The following is a 19,323-nucleotide window of genomic DNA, read 5'->3' on the forward strand; positions in this document are numbered from 1 at the left end:
AATGATTTAGAGGATTATAAACGCAATGAAAAAATTCCTTTTAGGTAGTTTGGCAACTGCCATCTTTGCTATTTCTGGTAGCACTATGGCGGCAAATTTTGTAGCAGGTAAAGATTATAGCGTTGTCGCCAACCCGGGTAAGGTTGATGTACCAGGTAAAATTGAAGTGCGTGAGTTCTTTTGGTATGGCTGTGGTCACTGCTTTACTTTAGAACCATATATGCAAACATGGTTACGCCAGTTACCTAAAGATGTGAATTTTGTGCGTACTCCTGCAGCCATGAATCCTGTTTGGGAAATGAATGCACGTGGTTATTATGTGTCTGAAGCTTTGGGTGTGCGCAAGAAAACTCACTTGCCACTTTTCCATGCCATTCATGACAAAGGTCAGCAAATTTTTGACCAACAATCACAAGCTAAATTCTTTGTGAAATATGGTGTACCTGAAGCGAAATTTAACAGCATGTTTAACTCGTTTGCGATCACCTCTAAAATTTCACAAGCTAAACAATTGGCGCGTCAGTACCAATTGACAGGTGTACCTGCGGTGGTGGTGAATGGTAAATATATCGTTCAAGGCGATAACGGCAAAGTGATTCAAGTAGTGAACTACTTGGTTGATCAAGAGCGTAAAGCTAAGAAATAAGCAGATGCAATAACAAGATGATGCAAGGCTGAATCAGCAGCGCATCGCTAAAAACCGCAATGATTGCAACGTCATTGCGGTTTTTTTAATGCAGGTTAAAAGTGTGTTGTATGTTTAATCTGCGACAGGCTGCGGACGTTGCCAGTGGCAAATGCCACGAAATAATAAATGTACTTGAGTAATGGTTTGTTGAATAAAACGCTGCTGTTGTTCAGGTAATTTTTCGGCTTCAAATTGGCGTTCTAAACCAATCCAGCTCATTGCCCAATTTAACGATAAATTAATTAAAATATTGGCCAGAATGTGAAAATCTTCAGCATGCTGAAAATGTTGTACGCTTTCGACCCGTTGTAAATCATTAGCTAAATCTTCAATTAAAAAATCAATTTCACGGGCGATGGCTTGCCGTAAAATGGTCGAACCGCCCCAGCGTTCGGCAATTAAAAAAATCCATTGTTGTGGATGTTGATCGACAGATTTAAAAAATAGGGTCAATGCCTTTTCGGTCTGTGCATCGGGTTGGTATAAATAAGCTTGTCCCAACTGATACAAAATACCTTTAATGTGCAAGGCAACTTGATCGACCAAATCTAGCCCCAACTCATCCATATCTTGAAAATGCCGATAAAATGCGGTGGGCACCAGTCCAATCTGTCGTGAAATTTCTCTTAAGCTAATGCTGCTAAATGCACGTCCTGCGCTGCTGAGTTGCAGCACTGCATCAATAATTGCCTGACGACTTTGTTGTTTTCGTTCTTCCCGAATCGACATTGTATTTCCTGATTCTGCCAGTGCCGCGCAGTCTAACAAAAACCTGTGTTTCACGATAATACTAAAAGATGAATGAAGCCACTTTGTAAAAATACAGGCAAAATTTACCGAAACAGCACACGTCAAGCTTTGGAAAAGCGACCTGCGCTGTGGCATCTGTTATACTTGCGGGCAATTTATTTGAGCCAAAAATAAGGACACATTATGCGTATTGACCAACGAGCTTTAGATCAATTACGTGAGGTAAAAATTACCCGTAACTATACTCGCTATGCTGAAGGTTCAGTGTTGGTAGAGTTTGGTCATACCAAAGTTTTGTGTACCGCAAGTATTGATAACTCTGTACCGCGCTTTTTAAAAGGGCAGGGACAAGGTTGGGTAACTGCAGAATATGGCATGTTGCCACGTTCAACTCATACCCGTAGTGACCGTGAAGCGGCGCGTGGTAAACAAAGCGGACGTACACAGGAAATTCAGCGCTTAATTGGTCGTAGCTTGCGTGCCATGGTCGATTTGAAGAAACTGGGTGAAAACACCATTACCATTGACTGTGATGTGATTCAGGCCGATGGCGGTACCCGTACTGCAGCCATTACAGGTGCAGCAGTGGCATTGATTGATGCTATGAATGTGTTGCTGGAAAAGAAAAAAATTAAGCATGACCCATTAAAGGGTTTGGTGGCTGCAATTTCTGTGGGCATGTACCAAGACCAAGTGTTATTGGATTTGTGCTATGAAGAAGATTCAAATTGCCAAACTGATTTAAACGTGGTGATGACACAAGCAGGTGAATTTATTGAAATTCAGGGTACTGCTGAAGATAAGCCGTTTAATCGTGTGCAATGTAATGCCATGTTGGAAATGGCAGAAAAAGGTATTCAGGAATTGGTAAAAAAACAGCAGCAAGCTTTAGGTTGGTAAGCTAAGCTTTTTGATGTTTTTCTGCTGTTTAAGAGCGCATCTTCGGATGCGTTTTTTTATGGATGAGATTTAGATTGCGATAGGAAGCGTGAAGCAAAAAGCTACAATATTGCAGGATGCGTTCTTTTAAGATGGAAAACTGTATGCAAAGAGCCTGAATGAAAAGAGGAGGAAAGCATGAAACTATTGATTATTTTAATGTCTGCCATGATGTTGTTTTTAACTGCATGTGATTCACGTACTGAGCGTGAAAATGAAGACAATCGTAGTGTACTCGGTCAAGCTTCTGACAACGACAACGACAACGACAACGACAACGACAACGACAACGACAACGACAACGACAACGACAACGACAACGACAACGACAACGACAACGACAACAAGGACGATGATTAAATTCAAAATTGAGGCATAAAAAAAGGAGGCTCATTTGCCTCCTTAAAATCAATTTTTGGAAAAAATTAAGGGTGCAGATTGCACCCTTAATTTTAAAAGTAATCGTTTACGCATTAAAACGCATTGATAAATCCACAGCTTTGACATCTTTGGTTAAAACACCCATCGAAATATAATCTACGCCTGTACTAGCCACTTCACGTAAATTTTCAATGGTGATGTTGCCCGACGCTTCAAGTTTACAACGACCTGCCACATGCTTGACCGCATCAATCATTTGTTGCTGGCTAAAGTTATCCAACATCACAATATCAGCTTTGGCTTCAAGGGCTTGATTTAGTTCATCCCAAGTTTCCACTTCAACTTCTACAGGTTTGCCCGGAGCAATGGTATGTGCTTTGGCAATTGCCTGAGTAATGCCGCCTGCTGCCATAATGTGATTTTCTTTAATCAAAAAGGCATCAAATAAGCCTAAACGATGGTTTTGTCCACCACCGACCGTGACAGCATATTTTTGTGCAATGCGTAAACCCGGTAAGGTTTTACGGGTATCTAGCAGTTTGGTATTTAAGCCTTCAAGTTGTTGCACATAGGCTGCGGTTTTAGTCGCAACAGCAGACAGGGTTTGCACAAAATTCAGCGCAGGGCGTTCTACCGTTAACAGGCTGCGTGCAGAACCTGCCAATTTCAAAAAGGCTTCATTGGCAGCAACGTGGTCGCCATCATTTTTTAACCACGTGACTTGCACATTGGCATCGTATGCTTGAATCAGGGCATTTACCCACGGTTGACCTGCCAAAATCATGTCTTCACGGCTAATAATGGTGGCAGTGGCCTGCTCATCTTCAGGGGTCAATAATGCGGTAATATCACCATCGCCAATATCTTCTTGCAAGGCTTGCTGAATATTGATTTGGATGGATTGTTCAAGCAAAGCTGGAGAGATGCTCATAAGATTTTCCGTGTCGATCTTGCCCATGAAAATTGCGCGTTATATTAACACTGTTCTGCGTCAGGATGTGTTTTTTAGCCACGTTCGGGTGTAATTTAAGATGTTCATTGTCACGCGTTGGCATTAAACTGAAATTTCTGTTCTATTTTTCTATTCTAATGGTTTGGGGATTGCCTTATGCAGCATGTGCCGTCGTTTCAGGTGGTTGAGGGTCAATTACAAGGGGCAAGACAAGTCCCATCTCCGAATTTCAACGCCCGTCCGACAGACCAAGAGATTCAATTGCTGGTCATTCACAATATTAGTTTGCCGCCGTCACAATTTGGTGGTGGTTATATTGAGCAATTTTTTCAGAACCAAATGGATTGGTCGCAGCATCCTTACTTTCAGACCATTCAGGGCCTGCAGGTTTCGGCACATTTGTTGATTTTAAGAACAGGCGAGGTGCTGCAATTTGTTAATTTTGCAGATCGGGCGTGGCATGCGGGGCGTTCTAGTTATTTGGCACAGCCTGAATGTAATGACTATTCAATTGGGATTGAATTAGAGGGCAGTGATGACTTGCCTTTTGAAACAGCGCAATATCAGAGTTTGGTGCAGGTGGTACACAGTTTGCAGCAGGCCTATCCGAGTATTCAACAGCATATTGCAGGACATTCCGATATTGCACCGGGACGTAAAACTGATCCGGGGCCGTATTTTGACTGGCAGTATTTTCGTGAACAGTTATCTCAACTTAAAGCTTCGACATCACAGGAAAAATTGATCAATCAATAACAAAACTTTGTTGATGCTTTGATTACAATAGCGACTAAATTTTTAATTGGGTGGTAACGATGGCGCTTTGGCGATCGACCTTTATTGTCAGTGCAATGACCATGCTGTCACGGGTGCTAGGATTAGTCCGTGATGTGGTATTGCTGAATGTGTTTGGTGCAGGTAAAGATTTCGATACCTTTGTGGTGGCGTTTCGTATCCCCAACTTTTTCAGGCGACTGTTTGCCGAAGGGGCGTTTTCGCAGGCATTTATTCCTGTATTGACCGAATATAAAACCAGCCGCACTCATGCCGAAGTACAAATTTTAATTAGTCGGGTTTTTGGCTGTTTAATGACGGTAATGACAGGGCTAACCTTTACCGCCATGGTGGCTGCGCCTGCGGTGATGTATATCTACGCACCGGGTTTCCATAGCGACCCTGAAAAGTTTGCGCTAGCCACCGATATGTTCCGCCTGACCATTCCTTATTTGTTGTTTATGTCGCTGACGGCATTTGCCAGCAGTATTTTGAACAGCTATGGCTCATTTACCACGCCTGCCTTTGCGCCTGTATTGCTGAATGTGGCGATGATTGCAGGTGCATTATGGCTCACACCGTACATGGCAGAGCCGATTATGGCACTGGGTTGGGCGGTGATTATCGCGGGTGCTTTACAACTTGCGATTCAAATTCCAGAACTATGGCGTAAAAAGCTGCTGATTCCCCCTAAAGTTGATTTCAAGCATGAAGGGGTGGATCGGATTATGAAGCTGATGCTGCCTGCTTTATTTGGGGTATCGGTCACGCAAATTAACCTGCTACTCAACACCATTTGGGCATCTTTTATGCAGGATGGTTCGGTGTCGTGGTTGTATAGTGCGGAACGTATGACAGAGCTACCTTTGGGCTTAATTGGTGTAGCGATTGGGACGGTCATTTTACCGTCACTGTCTGCGCGTCATGCAGAACAAAATATGGATAAATTCCGCGGCATGATGGACTGGGCTGCACGGGTGATTATTTTGGTAGGTGTCCCTGCCAGTATTGCACTGTTTATGTTATCAACGCCTATTATCCAAGCCTTGTTTGAGCGTGGTCAGTTTAGTTTTAAAGATACGCAAATGACCGCTTTGGCCTTGCAATGTATGAGTGCAGGGGTGATTTCATTCATGCTGATTAAAGTCTTTGCACCGGGTTTTTATGCACAGCAAGACACCAAAACACCAGTACGTGTGGGTTTAATGGCTGTGGCTGCCAATGCGATTTTAAACGTGGTGTTTATTGGCTTCTTTAAACTGATTGACTGGCAAGCTGAACACATGGCATTGGCACTGGCATCATCAGGTTCGGCTTTGGTGAATGCAGGCATGTTGTATTTCTATTTGCATCAACGCAAGATTTTCCGTTTTGGTGCGCACTGGAAAAAACTCATGGTGCAGTTTGCAGTGGCAAATGCCGTGATGATTGCTGCGTTGTGGTATGCCTTAACTTGGTATAACGGTGATGTATCACAATGGATGCGTGTGGCAGAAGTCACTGCGCTGTGTGTGGTGGGCGTAGTGGCCTATGGGGTTGGATTGTTGGCAACGGGTTTTAGACCACGTCATTTAAAACCTTAATGAAGCGAAGTTGATCTGAAAAAATACCGCAATTTAAATTGCGGTATTTTTTTGTTTAAAGATGATGCGGCTTTGGATTATTTTACAATTTCTAAAAGTTCCACATCAAAAATAAGCGTGCTGTTTGGCTCAATTGCATCGCCTGAGCCAATTTGACCGTAGGCTAGAGCAGCAGGAATAAAGAAGCGATATTTGGCACCAACTTTCATGAGTTGTAAGCCTTCAGTCCAACCTTGAATGACTTGGCTGACCTGAAATTCTGCAGCTTGATCGCGGGCGATAGAACTGTCAAATACCGTACCATCAATTAAACGACCTTCATAATGGACTTTAACGGTAGAGGTGGCTTTGGGTGATTTGCCCGTACCTGCCTGTAAGACTTGATATTGCAAGCCAGACTTGGTGACTTTGACCCCTGCCTTTTTGGCATTATTGTTTAAAAAGGCTTGCCCAATTTTAGCATTGCTATCGGCTACTTTTTTAAGCTCAATCAGTTGTTTGGCTTCGGCTTGCTTTTTGAATTGAGTCAGCACTCGTGCCATTTCTTCATCGCTTAAACTGGCGGCTTGGTCTTGTGTTGCCATTTTTAAGCCAGCAATGAAGGCTTCGAGATCAATATCTTTTAAGGTTTCCGCATTGCTGCGCCCCATTAAATAACCAAAGCTATAACCGACCTGATCTGCAACAGGACTTTTATTGGTCACGGTTTTGGCAAAACTGCCACTGCTGAGCAGTGCGATACACACAAGGGCAAGGTGTTTTTTCATTCTTTTCGTCCTAAGACCATACAGGAGAGCCAAGCTCTCCTGAAAGGGTGATGTTGTTATTTCACTTCAATCAGTTCAACATCAAAAATTAAGGTGCTGTTGGCAGGAATCATGCCTGGTACACCTTGTTCGCCGTAGCCCAGTTTCGATGGAATATAGAGCGTAGCTTTACCGCCTTCCTTCATGAGCTGTAAACCTTCAGTCCAGCCCGGAATGACTTGATTCAGTGGGAATTCAATTGGCTCACCACGTTGTACCGAGCTGTCAAATACTTTGCCATCGACCAGTTTACCCGTGTAGTGCACTTTGACCACAGAGCTTGCCGTTGGCTGTTTGCCTGTGCCTTCTTTAATCACTTGATATTGCAAGCCAGAAGCTGTGGTTTGTACGCCTGCTTTTTTGCCATTTTCAGTTAAGAATGAATCACTGGCTGTTTGTGCAGCTTGCGCCTGAGTGGCTTGTTTTTGTTGCAACTCTTGCTGGAATTGCTCATAGGCTTTTTGTAATTCTTCTTCGGTGTAGGCAGGTTGTTTACGCGCATGACCTTCACGCACACCTGTTACAAAGCTGTTGATGTCTAGCTCTGGTGGGGTTTGATGTGCCACTTCATAACCCAAAGCGTAGCTGATTTTTTCAACCGCAGAAGCATTTGCCGACGCTTTAGAGGTCGCCACTGCTGGGTTTTGAGAGGCATAATAAACAGGAACAAGTGCAGCACCGCCTAAAATTACAGCAACAGCGATGGGTAAGGCTTTACTCATAGGTTTTCTCAAATTCATTTTATAGTTAAAAAAGCAGCATTCATCTTAGCAGACTTTTTCACAGACTTTTCTAGTTTGGCACGTGGCTTTGCAGCCTGTGTCGATTCAACTTTTTAATATATGCTGCTTACGCAGTTTATTCTATAACAGACTGAATATCTAAAACATTTTTTATACATAAATCTTATCAATTCAGGACTAGATGTGGGTCATTTAAGAAAAGTCAGATTGCGTTTGGGCTGTAGGTAAATTTTTATTGTAATCGCATAAATGATCAAGACAGCGTCCTGATGGGTTGTTGTCCAATAATAGGATTAACCTTCGGTTCGACCCACTTTTGTTTCGGCAAAAGTGGGCAAAACCATTGTCATCCACAAAACCTGTTTAATTCTTGTATCTCATTCATTATTTCGCAGAAACAATAATGGTCTAATGCTACGCAGGTTGTGGATGACACTTCCGAGTATCCTCATGTGATCTAGGTTTTTAGATGAGCGGTTTTACCTAAATAAAGATAGAAATATATTTGACTATCATGACTTATCTTAAAAATCAGTCAAAGTCGGCCTTTAACACCACCCGATAGCGTGCCTTGCCCTGATGCAAATGTTCAATTGCCTGATTGATTTGTGACATCGGAAAAACTTCCACCTGTGGGGCAATCTGTTTGCGTGCGGCAAATTGTAGTAATTGACGCAGCGCTGCAGGCGAACCTGTCGATGAACCAGTAACCGATTTTGCACCGCCAATTAAGCTGCCCGCCTTAATTTGCATGGGTTCTAGCGCTACACCTAGCATGTGAATAGTGCCATGTGGTGCAAGCGTACTTAAATAAGCATTCCAGTCCAAGCTTACGTTTACCGTACTTAAAATCAGGTCAAACTTGCCACGCTGGGTTTTAAGGGCAGCAGCATCACGGCTGTTCACTACATGGTCTGCACCCATAGCCAGTAATTCTGCGGTTTTGTCTGGATTGGAACTGAACGCCGTAATTTCACAGCCCCATGCTTTTAATAATTTGATGGCGATATGCCCCAAGCCACCAATACCAATCACCGCAACATGATGTACTGCCTGAATTTGATGTTTCAAGATCGGATCAAATACGGTAATTCCACCACAGAGCAAAGGCCCTGCACTGACAGGATCGACCTCATCGGGTAATGGAATTACCCATTGCCAACCTGCACGGACTTTATCGGCAAAACCACCTGCATGTCCCACAATGGTTGCGGTAGTGCCATTGCTGCACAGCACTTGTTCGCCTGCAATACAGGCATCGCAGTGTTGGCAACTGTCTGCAGTCCAGCCAATGCCTACACGTTGCCCCACGGTTAAGCCTTTGGCCTCACTGCCTAATTGGGTAATCGTGCCAATAATTTCATGTCCTGCCACCACAGGATATACCGAGGAATGCCAGTCATTTTGAATGACTGAAAGATCGGAATGGCATAAGCCACAATATTCGACTTTGACTTCTACCTGATGCGCCTGCAGTTCACCCGCATCAAATTGATAGGCTTGCAGGGCTTCATCTGCCTGCATTGCGGCATAGGCTCGAATGGTATTACTCATATTGCACCGTCCTTGTCATAAGGCTGACTGTATTGATTGGTGATCTTGCTATTATGGGTTGAGCAGTTTTGAATACTAAAGCTTGGATGTTGCTTTAAGATGTTGTTTTAAAGTGACAGTGATTTTCATGATCATCGACCATGCCTACAGCTTGCATAAAAGCATAGCAGGTGGTCGGGCCTACAAATTTAAAACCATTTTTCTTTAGGGCTTTCGACATGGCAACACTAGCGTCGGTTTGTGCAGGCGCAAGACGATAGTCAGGTACATCATTCCTAATAGGTTGCTGTGCAACAAAACCCCAAAGCCATGTCACGACGTTTATATCGGCGTCTTTTAGTTTTTGCCATGCACGTGCGTTGTCACGAATTGCTTGTAATTTACCTCGATGTCGAATCAATCCAGCATCTTGTAATTTGAGCGCAATATCATCATCACTGAAGGCGGCAATTTCAGCAATGCTGTATTGAAAAAAATGCTGACGATACGCTTCACGTTTTTTTAATACAGTAATCCAAGACAAGCCTGCTTGCTGTCCTTCTAAACACAGCATTTCAAATAAATGCGCTTCGGCAAATACAGCTTGTCCCCATTCTAAATCATGATAGGCAATATAGAGCGGATCATCGGAACACCAGCCACAGCGTTGTATCGTCATGGGTCATGCTCCTTGTTGAATAGATGTGAATGGGACAGACTTAAAGCTGAAATGCTGCCCATTGGTCATGTTGGTTATCCCAATAATATAGTTCTGCCTGTTGCAGATCGTGAAAGGAAATCCAGTTGTCTTTACCGACTTTATCTGAATAACCTGTGCTGATGAGCAGGGCATCTTCAGTAATTTCCATGACCCAGCCTTGATGGACTTGTCCTGCCAATACAATTTTTTGTTGATTGCCAGATTCTGCAAATTCCACCAATCGATTTATCAAGGCTTCAGACATGAAATGTTCCTAACAAAATTAACGTAAATAAGGATAAGGATTGACCGCACCGCGTCCTTTACCATTTAAATAAAGTCCGTAATGCAAATGTGCGGCAGTGTGTCGGGCGTTGCCTGTATTGCCGACATAGCCAATATGCGTTCCTGCCTTGACATAATCGCCCACGTTTAAACCGCGTTTATGTCCATCCAAGTGTGCATAGTAATGCCAAGTGCCTGCAGGCCCTAATATCCAAATTACTTTACCACCTAAGCGATTATCGCGTAAGTCTGCAATTAAACCTTCTGTAGCGCTATACACTTTGCTGCCTTTGGCGGCAAGAATATCAATGCCTTCATGCAAACGTCCGCTACTACGAGATGCACCCCAAGTGTCATTCAACTGATGCGCTTTAATGCCCTGCACAGGAATGGGCAAGCGAGTTTTTAAACTCATTTGATTGAGTTTTTGCACCAAGGCAGGCGGGAGTGGGGTACTAGGACGTTTCGGTGCAGAACTACAGGCCGCAATCAATAAGGTAAAGAGTGACAGGCTTAAAACAGCAATCCATCGAAACATAAGACATCCTTGTAATGGCAGTGAAAGCAAAGATTTCATTCATCACGATGCTTGACTATGTCACAGATTGATTGCCGAGATCAATTTTTTCATGGCCGTCGGAATGCCCAAATCGCTGGCTTGTTGCGGACTATACCAATCTGCATTCAGTTCTATTGCCAAGTGTTCTTGTAGATCAGCATCGACCTGAAAACACAGTGCTTCAAGCTGCCAAGTGAAATGGGTAAAGCTATGTGAAATCTGTGCGCGTTGCTGTACCTGTTTAAGGCTCAAGCTTTGACACAGTTGCTCAAAAGCCTGTGCATCTTCAATGACAGGCAAACACCATAGTCCACCCCAAAGTCCTGTATTGGGACGTTGTTGCCATAACCACTGATCTGCGCATTGCAGTACTAAGACCTGTGCAGATTTAACGGGTACGGCTTTTTTCGGTTTTTTAAAGGGCAATTCCTGCTCTAAACCTTGTTGATGTGCTTTGCAGTGTTGTTGCATTGGGCAATATAAGCACAGTGGTTTTTTGGGGGTACAAATGGTGGCGCCCAAATCCATAATAGCCTGCGTATAGTCGTGATTACGCACTTCGGGGCAGAGCTGTTCTGCCAGTTGCCACATGGCACGTTCATGTACAGGTTTGGATAAATCATCTTCAATAGCAAAAAAACGTGCTAAAACCCGTTTGACGTTGCCATCCATAATGACGCCGTATTGGCGTAAACCCAGCGACATCATGGCACCACCCGTAGAGCGACCAATGCCCGGCAAAGCCATCCACTGTTCGAGCGTACTTGGAAAATGTCCTTGCTGTGCCACAATGGCTGCGGCTTTATGCAAGTTGCGGGCGCGGGCGTAATAGCCTAAACCTGCCCAATACGGTGCAACTTCATCCCAAGTTGCACGTCCTAAATCTTGCACTGTCGGAAAGCGCTGCAAAAAACGCTCAAAATATTGCAATACGGTTTTGACCTGAGTTTGTTGCAGCATGATTTCAGACACCCACACCGCATAGGGATCATCGGCGACTTGCCACGGCAGGTCATGGCGTCCGTGTTGATCGAACCACGTGAGGAGAGCATCGGAAAATGAAAAAGCAGTCATGCGAACCCAGTTTGTAAAGTAGCGGCTTAGTATAGCCAAACTGGCGTGGGAATTACGTGCATAAAAAAAGAAGATGAGCGTGCATCTTCTTCTTTAGGTTTGGTTTCACTTGGTTTGGGATAAAACGAGTCGTGGTTTAAATTTGACCGCTCATACCCCAACGGTTATCCAATTTTAAGGTCTGACCTTCATAGCGTGGAATAATGTGGATGTGTAAATGCTCAGATTTAGCATCAAACACATCGCCATCATTAAAACCCACATGGAAACCTGCAGGTTGATGACGCAATTGCAACTCATTGCGCGCCAATTCTAATAAAGACAATAAACTTTTACGTTCTTTGTCTGTAATGTCAAAAAAAGAGCCGACGTGACGTAGCGGAATGATCACGCAATGTCCTTTAGACAGGGCATTGGGTTCAGGCAAAATTACCCCAAATTCATTTTTTGCCAAAACATCATAATCATCAAAATTGCAATAAGGGCATTGCTCAGTCATTGTTATATCCTCTTCTTTAAAATTTTCTTGGCTTGCGTTGAGTATATGCTGCGTAATGTGAACAGCAGATTAATCTGCTAAACGACGATCCAACACTTCATACATGGCAGCTAAACCTTGTTGCTCTGCCGATGCGTTATAGCCTAAATCGACCCCATTGGCTTTGGCACGTTCATCGGCTTGAGGGTTACTAAAGCCGTGTTTGGCATCTTCAAAAATAATCACTTCATGCTCTACTTGAGCCGCGTGCATTTCTTCACGGAAACTTGCGACGTCGTCTAAAGTCACCATGCTGTCCAGTTCACCATGCAACACCAAAATCTCGGCTTGTACCTGACCTTGTTGTGCAGGGGCTTTCGGGCTGAGGTTGGCGTGGAAGGTCACCACTGCTTTTAATGCTGCGCCAGAACGAGCCAAATCCAGAACGACTTTGCCGCCATAACAGAAACCAATTGCAGCGAGTTTATCGCGATTTACTTCAGGTTGGGCAGCTAAAGTGTCCAAAGCTGCAGACGCACGAGTCACAATTGTGTCAGCATCTGCAAAAGTTTGCATCATCCATTCATTGGCTTGGGCTGCGGTGGTGGTGACTTTTTTATCGCCATACATATCAATCGCTAAGGCTGCAAAACCATGTTCAGCCAATTCACGCGCACGTTGTTCGGTGTATTCGTTACGTCCCCACCATTCAGGTGCGACAATCACCCCCGCGATAGCTTGCGCTGCTTCTGGTGCAGCAAAATAACCGATCAGTTTGCTGCCATCTGCAGCGGTATATTCAATTTCGCGAGTTTTGATTGCTAAAGCCATGCCTTATTCCTTATCGTTTTCAATGCCATGATTAAAGCATAATAATATGGCACGCATTTTTAAAAACAGGGGAAATACTGCCTATAAATGTGAGAAAATATTTTAAAAAGAGCCAAATTGGCATTTGTTGCGTAAAAAGCAGACATAAAAAAGAAGGAAAAATCCTTCTTTTTTATCTGATTTTTAGGAATTTATAGACGAGGTCACTAGATTTTTCCGCGAGAGAGGAAACCAACAATTGCCAAAATCACAGCAATCACCAATAAAATAATGGCAAAGTCTTTGGATAAACCTGCGACACCACCAAAACCAAGTAAACTCGCGATTAACGCAATCACTGCGAAGATTATAGCCCAACGAAACATAATTGTTCTCCATGTGTTTTTATAGCTTCTGAATTTAGTATAGGGAGCTGAACGCAGCACACTGTTTTGTTTTTGTGTATTAAATGTTCAGTTGTTTGAGTTAAGTGTTTGATTCATTTAAAGACTAAACAAAAGCAACAAGTTGAAACAAGGCTGTTATAATGACGCAGTTTTGTTATTTTCTGTGCGCTATGTCTGATCAATTACGACCTGAATTTTGGAAAAACTATCCGCTGAATGCCTTAAATACTGCGGAATGGGAAGCCTTGTGCGATGGTTGCGGTTTATGCTGTTTGGTCAAACTAGAAGATGAAGACACGCAAGAAGTGGCCTATACCAAAGTGGCGTGCAAGTTACTGGACTGTAACACAGCACGTTGTTCAGATTATGCCAATCGCTTTGACTTTGTGCCCGATTGCATTCAACTTACCCCCGAAAAACTAGAAAAAATTCACTGGTTGCCGCCAAGTTGTGCCTATCGTCGTTTAAAACAGGGCAAAAATTTGCCATCTTGGCATTACTTAAATACGGGCTCACGCCAAAGTGTGATTAAAGCCAAAAAATCTGCGGCAGGGCGTTGTATTTCAGAACTGGATGTTGCAGAAGAAGATATAGAAGATTATGTGGTGCGTTGGGTGCGTTAATTCATACTGCAGAATAAACTTTGAATCGTGTTTTAGCGATAAATCGGTACGATTAGAAATACTCCAAAGCTTGAGATCATAGTAGACTAGGTTGAAGTCAAGTATAGAAATAACAAGATGTCAGAGAGTCATATTCCACTGCCTGAGCGTTTGCGTCCACGCGATTTATCGCAAATTATTGGTCAAGATCATCTTTTAGGTGAGCAAGCGCCGTTACGCCAAATGATTGATCAGGGGCATTTGCCTTCAATTATTTTCTGGGGGCCACCAGGGGTGGGGAAAACCACCATCGCTTTGCTGTTGGCGCAGGCGGTAGATCGTCCTTTTATCAGCCTTTCTGCCTTGAATACTGGGGTCAAAGAGCTGCGTGAAATTATTGCCGAAGGCGGCGATTTGCTCACACCAGTGGTGTTTATCGATGAAATTCATCGCTTTAATAAGTCGCAGCAAGATGCCTTATTAAATGCGGTGGAAAAGGGCAAAATCACCTTAATTGGTGCGACCACTGAAAATCCATCTTTTGAAGTCAATAGTGCGCTGCTTTCACGTTGTCAGGTCTATACCTTAAAGGCTTTAGATGCCGATTCGATTCAGACTTTGCTTACTCAAGCCATTCAGCAAGATCAATTCTTAAAAGACCGTTATATTCAGATTGAAGAATTTGATGCTCTGATTCAGTTTGCTGCAGGTGATGCACGCAAGGCTTTAAACCTACTGGACTTGGTGGCAAGCACCTTTGAACCCGAGGTGGAAAATATCATCACCAACGCGATTGTGGTCAAGGTTGCGCAACAAAACATTGCCCGTTATGACAAGTCAGGCGAGCAACATTATGATTTGGTATCGGCTTTTATTAAGTCAATTCGTGGCAGTGACCCCGATGCTGCATTGTATTGGATGGCGCGCATGCTCAAAGGCGGTGAAGACCCGAGCTTTATTGCGCGTCGCATGTTGATTGCTGCTTCGGAAGATATTGGCAATTCAAATCCGAATGCCTTGTTATTGGCAGGCGAGTGTTTCCGCTCGGTACAAGTGCTGGGTATGCCCGAAGCGCGGATTATTTTAGGACAATGTGCAGTATATTTGGCAACCAGTGCCAAAAGTAACAGTACTTATTTGGCAATTAATAAAGCCATGGATTTGGCTGAAAAAACCGCCAACTTACCTGTGCCACTGCATTTGCGTAATGCACCGACCAAACTGATGAAAGAACAAGGCTATGGCGTAGATTATTTGTATCCGCACAATTACCCAGAGCATTTTGTGCTACAGGACTATTTGCCGCCTGAACTGAAAGGCACAAAGTTGTATGAGTCGGCACGTAATAAACGTGAAGTGGAAGGTGAGCGTTTACAACAACGTCGTTGGCAGCAGACTCAATCCTAAGCGATTTGGTATAGCTGAAAAGATATTTGTAAAAGTATTGGCATAAAAAAAGCTCAAGAATCAACTTGAGCTTTTTTAGATTTGTTTGCAGCCTTGAGTGCTGCATTCAAAGGTTTAAAGCGGTTTGATGTTTACAGCATTCGGGCCTTTTTGACCTTGCGCAATGCTGAATTCAACTTGCTGACCTTCGTGTAAAGTCTTGAAGCCTGAGTGTGCGATTTCGCTGAAATGCGCAAACACATCTGGACCAGATTCTGGTTGAATAAAACCAAAACCTTTAGTTTCGTTAAACCACTTTACCGTGCCTTTCATTGTCGGATTTGACATAGGGAAATATCCTGCTGAATTTTAATATGTTGCAATCTAAAAAAGATTTGGAATAACTGGGAAAAAGATGCGACTTAAAATCTGAACAAACGAAGGATTACAAAATAAAACTACGGACTTAGACGATTAAAACGAACTTCATATTTTTCTAGTATGACAACAAGCATACACGGAATTGCAGAATACACAATTTAAATTCAGATAAATTTAAAAATAGGCAGACAGACTGGGCATTGTGGATGGGGCGATTTTTTCAAAGATTTGGTTTGTAAACCCTGTTTGGTCTACAGCAAAATACAAAAAACCGAGCAATGTTGCTCGGTTTTGGGAATTCAGCTTTTAAAATTGAAAAGCTTGAATTAGATATTGTCTAAGTCGATGCCTAAACGTGCAGCAACTTCTTCATAAGCTTCAACCACACCGCCTAAACCTTGACGGAAACGGTCTTTGTCGAGTTTCTTCTTGGTGTCTTTGTCCCATAAACGGCAACCGTCTGGAGAGAACTCATCACCCAACACAATACGGTCGTGGAATACACCAAACTCAAGTTTGAAGTCGACCAAAATCATGTTACCTGCATCAAACAATGCTTTTAATACATCGTTGACTTGGTAAGTTAATTCTTTCATTTTTACCAATTGTTCAGCATTGGCCCAACCTAAAGCAATCGCTTGAGATTCGTTTACCATTGGGTCGCCAAGAGCGTCATCTTTAAAGAACAATTCAAATGTAGGTGGGGTCAGTTCTTTACCTTCTTCTACACCTAAACGACGGCAGAGTGAACCTGCAGCGTAGTTACGAATAACGCACTCTACAGGAATCATGTCTAACTTTTTCACCAATACTTCGTTTGGTGTAAGTAGTTTTTCAAAGTGAGTTTCGATACCCGCTTCAGCCAATTTTTCCATGATAAAGGCGTTAAAACGGTTGTTCACCTTACCTTTACGATCTAGTTGTTCGATTTTTTCGCCATTGAACGCAGAGGCATCATCACGAAAGACTAAAATCAGGTGGTCTGCACTGTCTGTGGTATAAACAGATTTTGCTTTACCAGTATAGAGCAAGGTTTGTTTTAACATGAGGGAACCTTTTTCAAAAAAAAATGCCTAGTACGGCTAGGCTGGCCAATTTTGGTAAATCTGGGCCAACAGATCTGCAGCTTTTTCTTGATCTGCAAAGCTGTTATCGGCATTGAATACAGCTAGGTTGTTGCTCGAACCGACAGAGGTCAATCTTAAGACATAAATCTGTTGATCGACCTTAATGGTTGCCTCGTAACGGTTCTTACTTTGACCAACAATGCTGTAATTCAGACTGCTGAGGGTGGCAAGTGTGTATTGCCAAATTGTAGCAGAATTTCCATCAATTTTGAGCAACGGATTTTGGTTTCCGTCAACTACGGGTTGAGGACGTCCAATTTGCGTACTGTCTTGAACTGTGTTGCTGCTGGCTTGCATGGCTTCAGGACGTGGCATCGCAAAACGGTTGCCACGTGCATTTTCAAGCTTAGGTGCATTTGCCGTTGCTAAAGGGTCAACGCTTGGTGCAGGATACAACGGTGTTGCAGGTCGAACCACAGAACCTTCTGGATATTGAAGTGGTGCTAAAGTAGCGGCGTCTTTATAGTCCAATGAACCATTATTGATGGCAAGAGAACTACAACCAGCCAAACTCAATACTGAAAGTGCGGCGATAAAACCAAAACGTAATTGCATCATACTAAGCTCTTTTATTGAATGACACCCGCAGCCTGAAGGGCTTCGCGTAACGGTGCACGATATTGTTCTGCAAGCGGAGTTAATGGCAGGCGAATTCCTGTACCAATTAATCCCATTTCATGAAGTGCCCATTTCACAGGAATTGGGTTCGATTCAAAAAATAGAATATTGTGTAAATTTGCAATCGCACTGTTTTGTTGCTCTGCACCTGCAGCATCACCTGCGATTGCAGCCGCGCAAACTTGGCTCATGGCTTTTGGTGCAACATTGGCAGTTACAGAAATATTGCCTTTTGCACCGTGCAGCATCAATTGATATGCCGTAGCGTCATCGCCTGAATACACCACCATGTTTTTGCCTGTTAAGCCAGCCAATAATTGCTGACCACGTGGCACATCGCCCGTTGCATCTTTTACGCCCACAATATTTGGGATGTCTGCAAGACGGATGACCGTTTCATTTGACATATCTACACCAGTACGACCCGGTACATTATATAAAATGATAGGTAAATCAACTGCTTCTGCAATTGCTTTATAGTGCTGGTATAAACCTTCCTGAGTTGGCTTATTATAATAAGGCGTTACCAATAAGGCCGCATCTGCGCCCAATTGTTGTGCTTCTTTGGTCAGTTCGATGGCTTCATGCGTTGAGTTTGCACCAGTACCAGCAATGACAGGAATACGCTTATTTGCGACGCGAATAATTTCTGCGATCACTTTGGTGTGCTCTTCCATACTTAAGGTCGATGCTTCACCAGTTGTACCTACAGCAACAATACTGTTGGTACCTTGTTCTATGTGCCACTCAACGAGCTTCTCGAGACCTTTCCAATCTACGCTGCCATCTTCTAACATTGGGGTGACAATTGCGACAATTGAGCCTTGAATGGTCTGTGCTTGCTGAGTCATTTTTTAAAAAGATCCTATTTTTCCATCCACAGAGGTGTAGAAAAGGTAGATGTGGATGGTTGCAGTATTTTGATTTGGGTCAAAATTCAATCAAATTGATTAAATAATGCTTAGCCAAATTATGACTGATTCAGTGTGTCAGAACAATATGCTTTCGTCAAAGCAATCATAAACTTTGTTTAATTTAGTATTTTAGGATCAGCAGCTTGTTGTTCAAAATAAAAAAATAATAACCATCTCCTTTGTACCCAAATTTTCATTGGTATGGCGCAACCCTCATCAGCACTTTTTTAGCCTCAAGTTTGAAATACAACGCTGAATATAGGGTCTGTTGACATTTCATAAATGGCTTGCGCTGTAGGCTAAAACTGAGCAGATCAGGCATGAAACGCAGGGAATAGCGAGACTATTGCCAAGTTTCATAACGCAATCTGAGAAAGTTTTAGCCACAGCCTTTCAGGGCGAGCATATTTTTTGCTGCTATTGCGTTATGTGCCAGTCATTTAGAATGACTAAATTTCCTGTCTCATGCTTTATATCAGCTAAAAAATCTTGCGAGATATATCTCTCACGTCGCAAACATAGATGAATTGTCAACAGACCCTAGGTATTTATATAAAAAAACGCTCAATTCAGACCTTATAGCTCTTATATCTGACTGTTTTAATCGGGATATTTTGATTTTTGATTCTTAAGAATAATAGCTTTTAAGTCTACCTATGTTGTCGCTGACTTCTTAAATGGTGAGAAATCTTGCGCTGAATTTACTGCTTTAAGCGGGAAAATAGCGTGTAATTTGCCAGATTTATTGTTTTTTTCGCTATGTTTTTTTCTACATGCTTCGCAACACGTTTGCGCTGATCTGAAAAAATTCACTTTGGTCTAACACTTATTGA

The 19,323-nt window shown here is 43.0% G+C and carries 23 protein-coding genes; 7 read left to right on the forward strand and 16 right to left on the reverse strand.

Annotated features, from left to right (window positions below):
- The first annotated feature begins 25 nt into the window (after positions 1–25).
- Entirely contained in the window at positions 26–646 is a 621-nt protein-coding gene (locus FTU92_RS11140; protein WP_004974070.1) for a thiol:disulfide interchange protein DsbA/DsbL, read from the forward strand.
- 114 nt (positions 647–760) lie between these two features.
- Here FTU92_RS11140 and FTU92_RS11145 read toward each other — a convergent pair whose 3' ends face one another.
- Positions 761–1,417, reverse strand: coding sequence for a TetR family transcriptional regulator (locus FTU92_RS11145; protein WP_180096266.1), 657 nt, complete (start codon positions 1,415–1,417; stop codon positions 761–763).
- A gap of 204 nt (positions 1,418–1,621) precedes the next feature.
- On the opposite strand from FTU92_RS11145, the gene rph reads away from it, so the two are divergent.
- Both rph and FTU92_RS11155 read left to right on the forward strand, forming a co-directional pair.
- Complete coding sequence (rph, locus tag FTU92_RS11150; protein WP_004974074.1) at positions 1,622–2,338, forward strand: ribonuclease PH; 717 nt, start codon at positions 1,622–1,624, stop codon at positions 2,336–2,338.
- 177 nt (positions 2,339–2,515) lie between these two features.
- Positions 2,516–2,737 (forward strand): hypothetical protein, encoded by a 222-nt coding sequence (locus tag FTU92_RS11155; protein ID WP_179994338.1) that lies wholly within the window; start codon positions 2,516–2,518, stop codon positions 2,735–2,737.
- Positions 2,738–2,843: 106 nt separating this feature from the next.
- On the opposite strand, the gene nadC is transcribed toward FTU92_RS11155, so the two are convergent.
- A complete protein-coding gene (gene nadC / locus FTU92_RS11160; protein WP_180096268.1) occupies positions 2,844–3,689 on the reverse strand; it encodes a carboxylating nicotinate-nucleotide diphosphorylase in 846 nt (281 codons plus the stop codon).
- A 177-nt stretch (positions 3,690–3,866) separates the two neighbouring features.
- On the opposite strand from nadC, the gene ampD reads away from it, so the two are divergent.
- Positions 3,867–4,466: a 1,6-anhydro-N-acetylmuramyl-L-alanine amidase AmpD gene (ampD, locus tag FTU92_RS11165; RefSeq protein ID WP_004974083.1), complete on the forward strand. Its 600-nt coding sequence runs from the start codon at positions 3,867–3,869 to the stop codon at positions 4,464–4,466.
- 50 nt (positions 4,467–4,516) lie between these two features.
- Positions 4,517–6,067, forward strand: a complete 1,551-nt coding sequence (gene murJ, locus FTU92_RS11170) for a murein biosynthesis integral membrane protein MurJ (RefSeq protein WP_171287394.1) — start codon at positions 4,517–4,519, stop codon at positions 6,065–6,067.
- Positions 6,068–6,144: 77 nt separating this feature from the next.
- Here murJ and FTU92_RS11175 read toward each other — a convergent pair whose 3' ends face one another.
- The 10 genes from FTU92_RS11175 to FTU92_RS11220 form a co-directional block, all read right to left on the reverse strand.
- Complete coding sequence (locus FTU92_RS11175) at positions 6,145–6,834, reverse strand: FKBP-type peptidyl-prolyl cis-trans isomerase (protein WP_004974089.1); 690 nt, start codon at positions 6,832–6,834, stop codon at positions 6,145–6,147.
- A 56-nt stretch (positions 6,835–6,890) separates the two neighbouring features.
- Positions 6,891–7,595: an FKBP-type peptidyl-prolyl cis-trans isomerase gene (locus FTU92_RS11180; RefSeq protein ID WP_004974091.1), complete on the reverse strand. Its 705-nt coding sequence runs from the start codon at positions 7,593–7,595 to the stop codon at positions 6,891–6,893.
- Between the two features lie 552 nt (positions 7,596–8,147).
- Positions 8,148–9,170 carry an NAD(P)-dependent alcohol dehydrogenase gene (locus tag FTU92_RS11185; protein WP_180096270.1) on the reverse strand — a complete coding sequence of 341 codons (1,023 nt, stop codon included), beginning with the start codon at positions 9,168–9,170 and terminating at the stop codon, positions 8,148–8,150.
- Positions 9,171–9,264: 94 nt separating this feature from the next.
- Positions 9,265–9,828: a DNA-3-methyladenine glycosylase I gene (locus FTU92_RS11190; RefSeq protein ID WP_180008545.1), complete on the reverse strand. Its 564-nt coding sequence runs from the start codon at positions 9,826–9,828 to the stop codon at positions 9,265–9,267.
- Between the two features lie 40 nt (positions 9,829–9,868).
- Complete coding sequence (locus FTU92_RS11195; protein WP_104852758.1) at positions 9,869–10,114, reverse strand: hypothetical protein; 246 nt, start codon at positions 10,112–10,114, stop codon at positions 9,869–9,871.
- A gap of 18 nt (positions 10,115–10,132) precedes the next feature.
- Positions 10,133–10,672 carry a M23 family metallopeptidase gene (locus FTU92_RS11200; protein WP_131261236.1) on the reverse strand — a complete coding sequence of 180 codons (540 nt, stop codon included), beginning with the start codon at positions 10,670–10,672 and terminating at the stop codon, positions 10,133–10,135.
- A 60-nt stretch (positions 10,673–10,732) separates the two neighbouring features.
- Complete coding sequence (mutY, locus tag FTU92_RS11205; RefSeq protein WP_131261235.1) at positions 10,733–11,767, reverse strand: A/G-specific adenine glycosylase; 1,035 nt, start codon at positions 11,765–11,767, stop codon at positions 10,733–10,735.
- A 136-nt stretch (positions 11,768–11,903) separates the two neighbouring features.
- The gene (locus tag FTU92_RS11210) at positions 11,904–12,266 is read right to left on the reverse strand and encodes an HIT family protein (protein ID WP_070155794.1); all 363 of its coding nucleotides are present in this window, start codon (positions 12,264–12,266) and stop codon (positions 11,904–11,906) included.
- A 69-nt stretch (positions 12,267–12,335) separates the two neighbouring features.
- A complete protein-coding gene (locus FTU92_RS11215; protein ID WP_131261234.1) occupies positions 12,336–13,076 on the reverse strand; it encodes a dienelactone hydrolase family protein in 741 nt (246 codons plus the stop codon).
- Between the two features lie 206 nt (positions 13,077–13,282).
- On the reverse strand, positions 13,283–13,441 hold the full coding sequence (locus FTU92_RS11220; protein ID WP_004974108.1) for a DUF1328 domain-containing protein: 159 nt from the start codon (positions 13,439–13,441) through the stop codon (positions 13,283–13,285).
- Positions 13,442–13,632: 191 nt separating this feature from the next.
- Here FTU92_RS11220 and FTU92_RS11225 point away from each other — a divergent pair, with 191 nt between their 5' ends.
- The gene (locus FTU92_RS11225; RefSeq protein WP_136144131.1) at positions 13,633–14,085 is read left to right on the forward strand and encodes a YcgN family cysteine cluster protein; all 453 of its coding nucleotides are present in this window, start codon (positions 13,633–13,635) and stop codon (positions 14,083–14,085) included.
- A 117-nt stretch (positions 14,086–14,202) separates the two neighbouring features.
- Positions 14,203–15,471: a replication-associated recombination protein A gene (locus FTU92_RS11230; protein ID WP_004974112.1), complete on the forward strand. Its 1,269-nt coding sequence runs from the start codon at positions 14,203–14,205 to the stop codon at positions 15,469–15,471.
- Positions 15,472–15,585: 114 nt separating this feature from the next.
- Here the strand turns inward: FTU92_RS11230 and FTU92_RS11235 are convergent, their stop codons facing one another.
- From FTU92_RS11235 to dapA, 4 genes are all read right to left on the reverse strand, one after another.
- On the reverse strand, positions 15,586–15,798 hold the full coding sequence (locus FTU92_RS11235) for a cold-shock protein (protein ID WP_004974113.1): 213 nt from the start codon (positions 15,796–15,798) through the stop codon (positions 15,586–15,588).
- A 359-nt stretch (positions 15,799–16,157) separates the two neighbouring features.
- Entirely contained in the window at positions 16,158–16,877 is a 720-nt protein-coding gene (gene purC, locus FTU92_RS11240) for a phosphoribosylaminoimidazolesuccinocarboxamide synthase (RefSeq protein ID WP_154320162.1), read from the reverse strand.
- A gap of 36 nt (positions 16,878–16,913) precedes the next feature.
- Positions 16,914–17,513, reverse strand: a complete 600-nt coding sequence (locus FTU92_RS11245; RefSeq protein WP_026438344.1) for a hypothetical protein — start codon at positions 17,511–17,513, stop codon at positions 16,914–16,916.
- Positions 17,514–17,527: 14 nt separating this feature from the next.
- Positions 17,528–18,427: a 4-hydroxy-tetrahydrodipicolinate synthase gene (gene dapA / locus FTU92_RS11250; RefSeq protein ID WP_180096272.1), complete on the reverse strand. Its 900-nt coding sequence runs from the start codon at positions 18,425–18,427 to the stop codon at positions 17,528–17,530.
- Positions 18,428–19,323: the final 896 nt, after the last annotated feature.

It is taken from the genome of Acinetobacter sp. YH12205 (assembly GCF_013418125.1).
Taxonomy (GTDB): Bacteria; Pseudomonadota; Gammaproteobacteria; order Pseudomonadales; family Moraxellaceae; genus Acinetobacter; species Acinetobacter towneri.

Bases quoted from the DNA above. Each gene is read 5' to 3' on its own strand.
- mutY (WP_131261235.1), bottom strand. From the start codon at position 11,767: ATGACTGCTTTTTCATTTTCCGATGCTCTCCTCACGTGGTTCGATCAA.
- FTU92_RS11180 (WP_004974091.1), bottom strand. From the start codon at position 7,595: ATGAGTAAAGCCTTACCCATCGCTGTTGCTGTAATTTTAGGCGGTGCT.
- FTU92_RS11245 (WP_026438344.1), bottom strand. From the start codon at position 17,513: ATGCAATTACGTTTTGGTTTTATCGCCGCACTTTCAGTATTGAGTTTG.
- FTU92_RS11200 (WP_131261236.1), bottom strand. From the start codon at position 10,672: ATGTTTCGATGGATTGCTGTTTTAAGCCTGTCACTCTTTACCTTATTG.
- dapA (WP_180096272.1), bottom strand. From the start codon at position 18,427: ATGACTCAGCAAGCACAGACCATTCAAGGCTCAATTGTCGCAATTGTC.
- ampD (WP_004974083.1), top strand. From the start codon at position 3,867: ATGCAGCATGTGCCGTCGTTTCAGGTGGTTGAGGGTCAATTACAAGGG.
- FTU92_RS11185 (WP_180096270.1), bottom strand. From the start codon at position 9,170: ATGAGTAATACCATTCGAGCCTATGCCGCAATGCAGGCAGATGAAGCC.
- FTU92_RS11145 (WP_180096266.1), bottom strand. From the start codon at position 1,417: ATGTCGATTCGGGAAGAACGAAAACAACAAAGTCGTCAGGCAATTATT.
- FTU92_RS11190 (WP_180008545.1), bottom strand. From the start codon at position 9,828: ATGACGATACAACGCTGTGGCTGGTGTTCCGATGATCCGCTCTATATT.
- rph (WP_004974074.1), top strand. From the start codon at position 1,622: ATGCGTATTGACCAACGAGCTTTAGATCAATTACGTGAGGTAAAAATT.
- FTU92_RS11155 (WP_179994338.1), top strand. From the start codon at position 2,516: ATGAAACTATTGATTATTTTAATGTCTGCCATGATGTTGTTTTTAACT.
- FTU92_RS11140 (WP_004974070.1), top strand. From the start codon at position 26: ATGAAAAAATTCCTTTTAGGTAGTTTGGCAACTGCCATCTTTGCTATT.
- FTU92_RS11230 (WP_004974112.1), top strand. From the start codon at position 14,203: ATGTCAGAGAGTCATATTCCACTGCCTGAGCGTTTGCGTCCACGCGAT.
- nadC (WP_180096268.1), bottom strand. From the start codon at position 3,689: ATGAGCATCTCTCCAGCTTTGCTTGAACAATCCATCCAAATCAATATT.
- FTU92_RS11225 (WP_136144131.1), top strand. From the start codon at position 13,633: ATGTCTGATCAATTACGACCTGAATTTTGGAAAAACTATCCGCTGAAT.
- purC (WP_154320162.1), bottom strand. From the start codon at position 16,877: ATGTTAAAACAAACCTTGCTCTATACTGGTAAAGCAAAATCTGTTTAT.
- FTU92_RS11215 (WP_131261234.1), bottom strand. From the start codon at position 13,076: ATGGCTTTAGCAATCAAAACTCGCGAAATTGAATATACCGCTGCAGAT.
- FTU92_RS11220 (WP_004974108.1), bottom strand. From the start codon at position 13,441: ATGTTTCGTTGGGCTATAATCTTCGCAGTGATTGCGTTAATCGCGAGT.
- FTU92_RS11235 (WP_004974113.1), bottom strand. From the start codon at position 15,798: ATGTCAAATCCGACAATGAAAGGCACGGTAAAGTGGTTTAACGAAACT.
- FTU92_RS11210 (WP_070155794.1), bottom strand. From the start codon at position 12,266: ATGACTGAGCAATGCCCTTATTGCAATTTTGATGATTATGATGTTTTG.
- FTU92_RS11195 (WP_104852758.1), bottom strand. From the start codon at position 10,114: ATGTCTGAAGCCTTGATAAATCGATTGGTGGAATTTGCAGAATCTGGC.
- FTU92_RS11175 (WP_004974089.1), bottom strand. From the start codon at position 6,834: ATGAAAAAACACCTTGCCCTTGTGTGTATCGCACTGCTCAGCAGTGGC.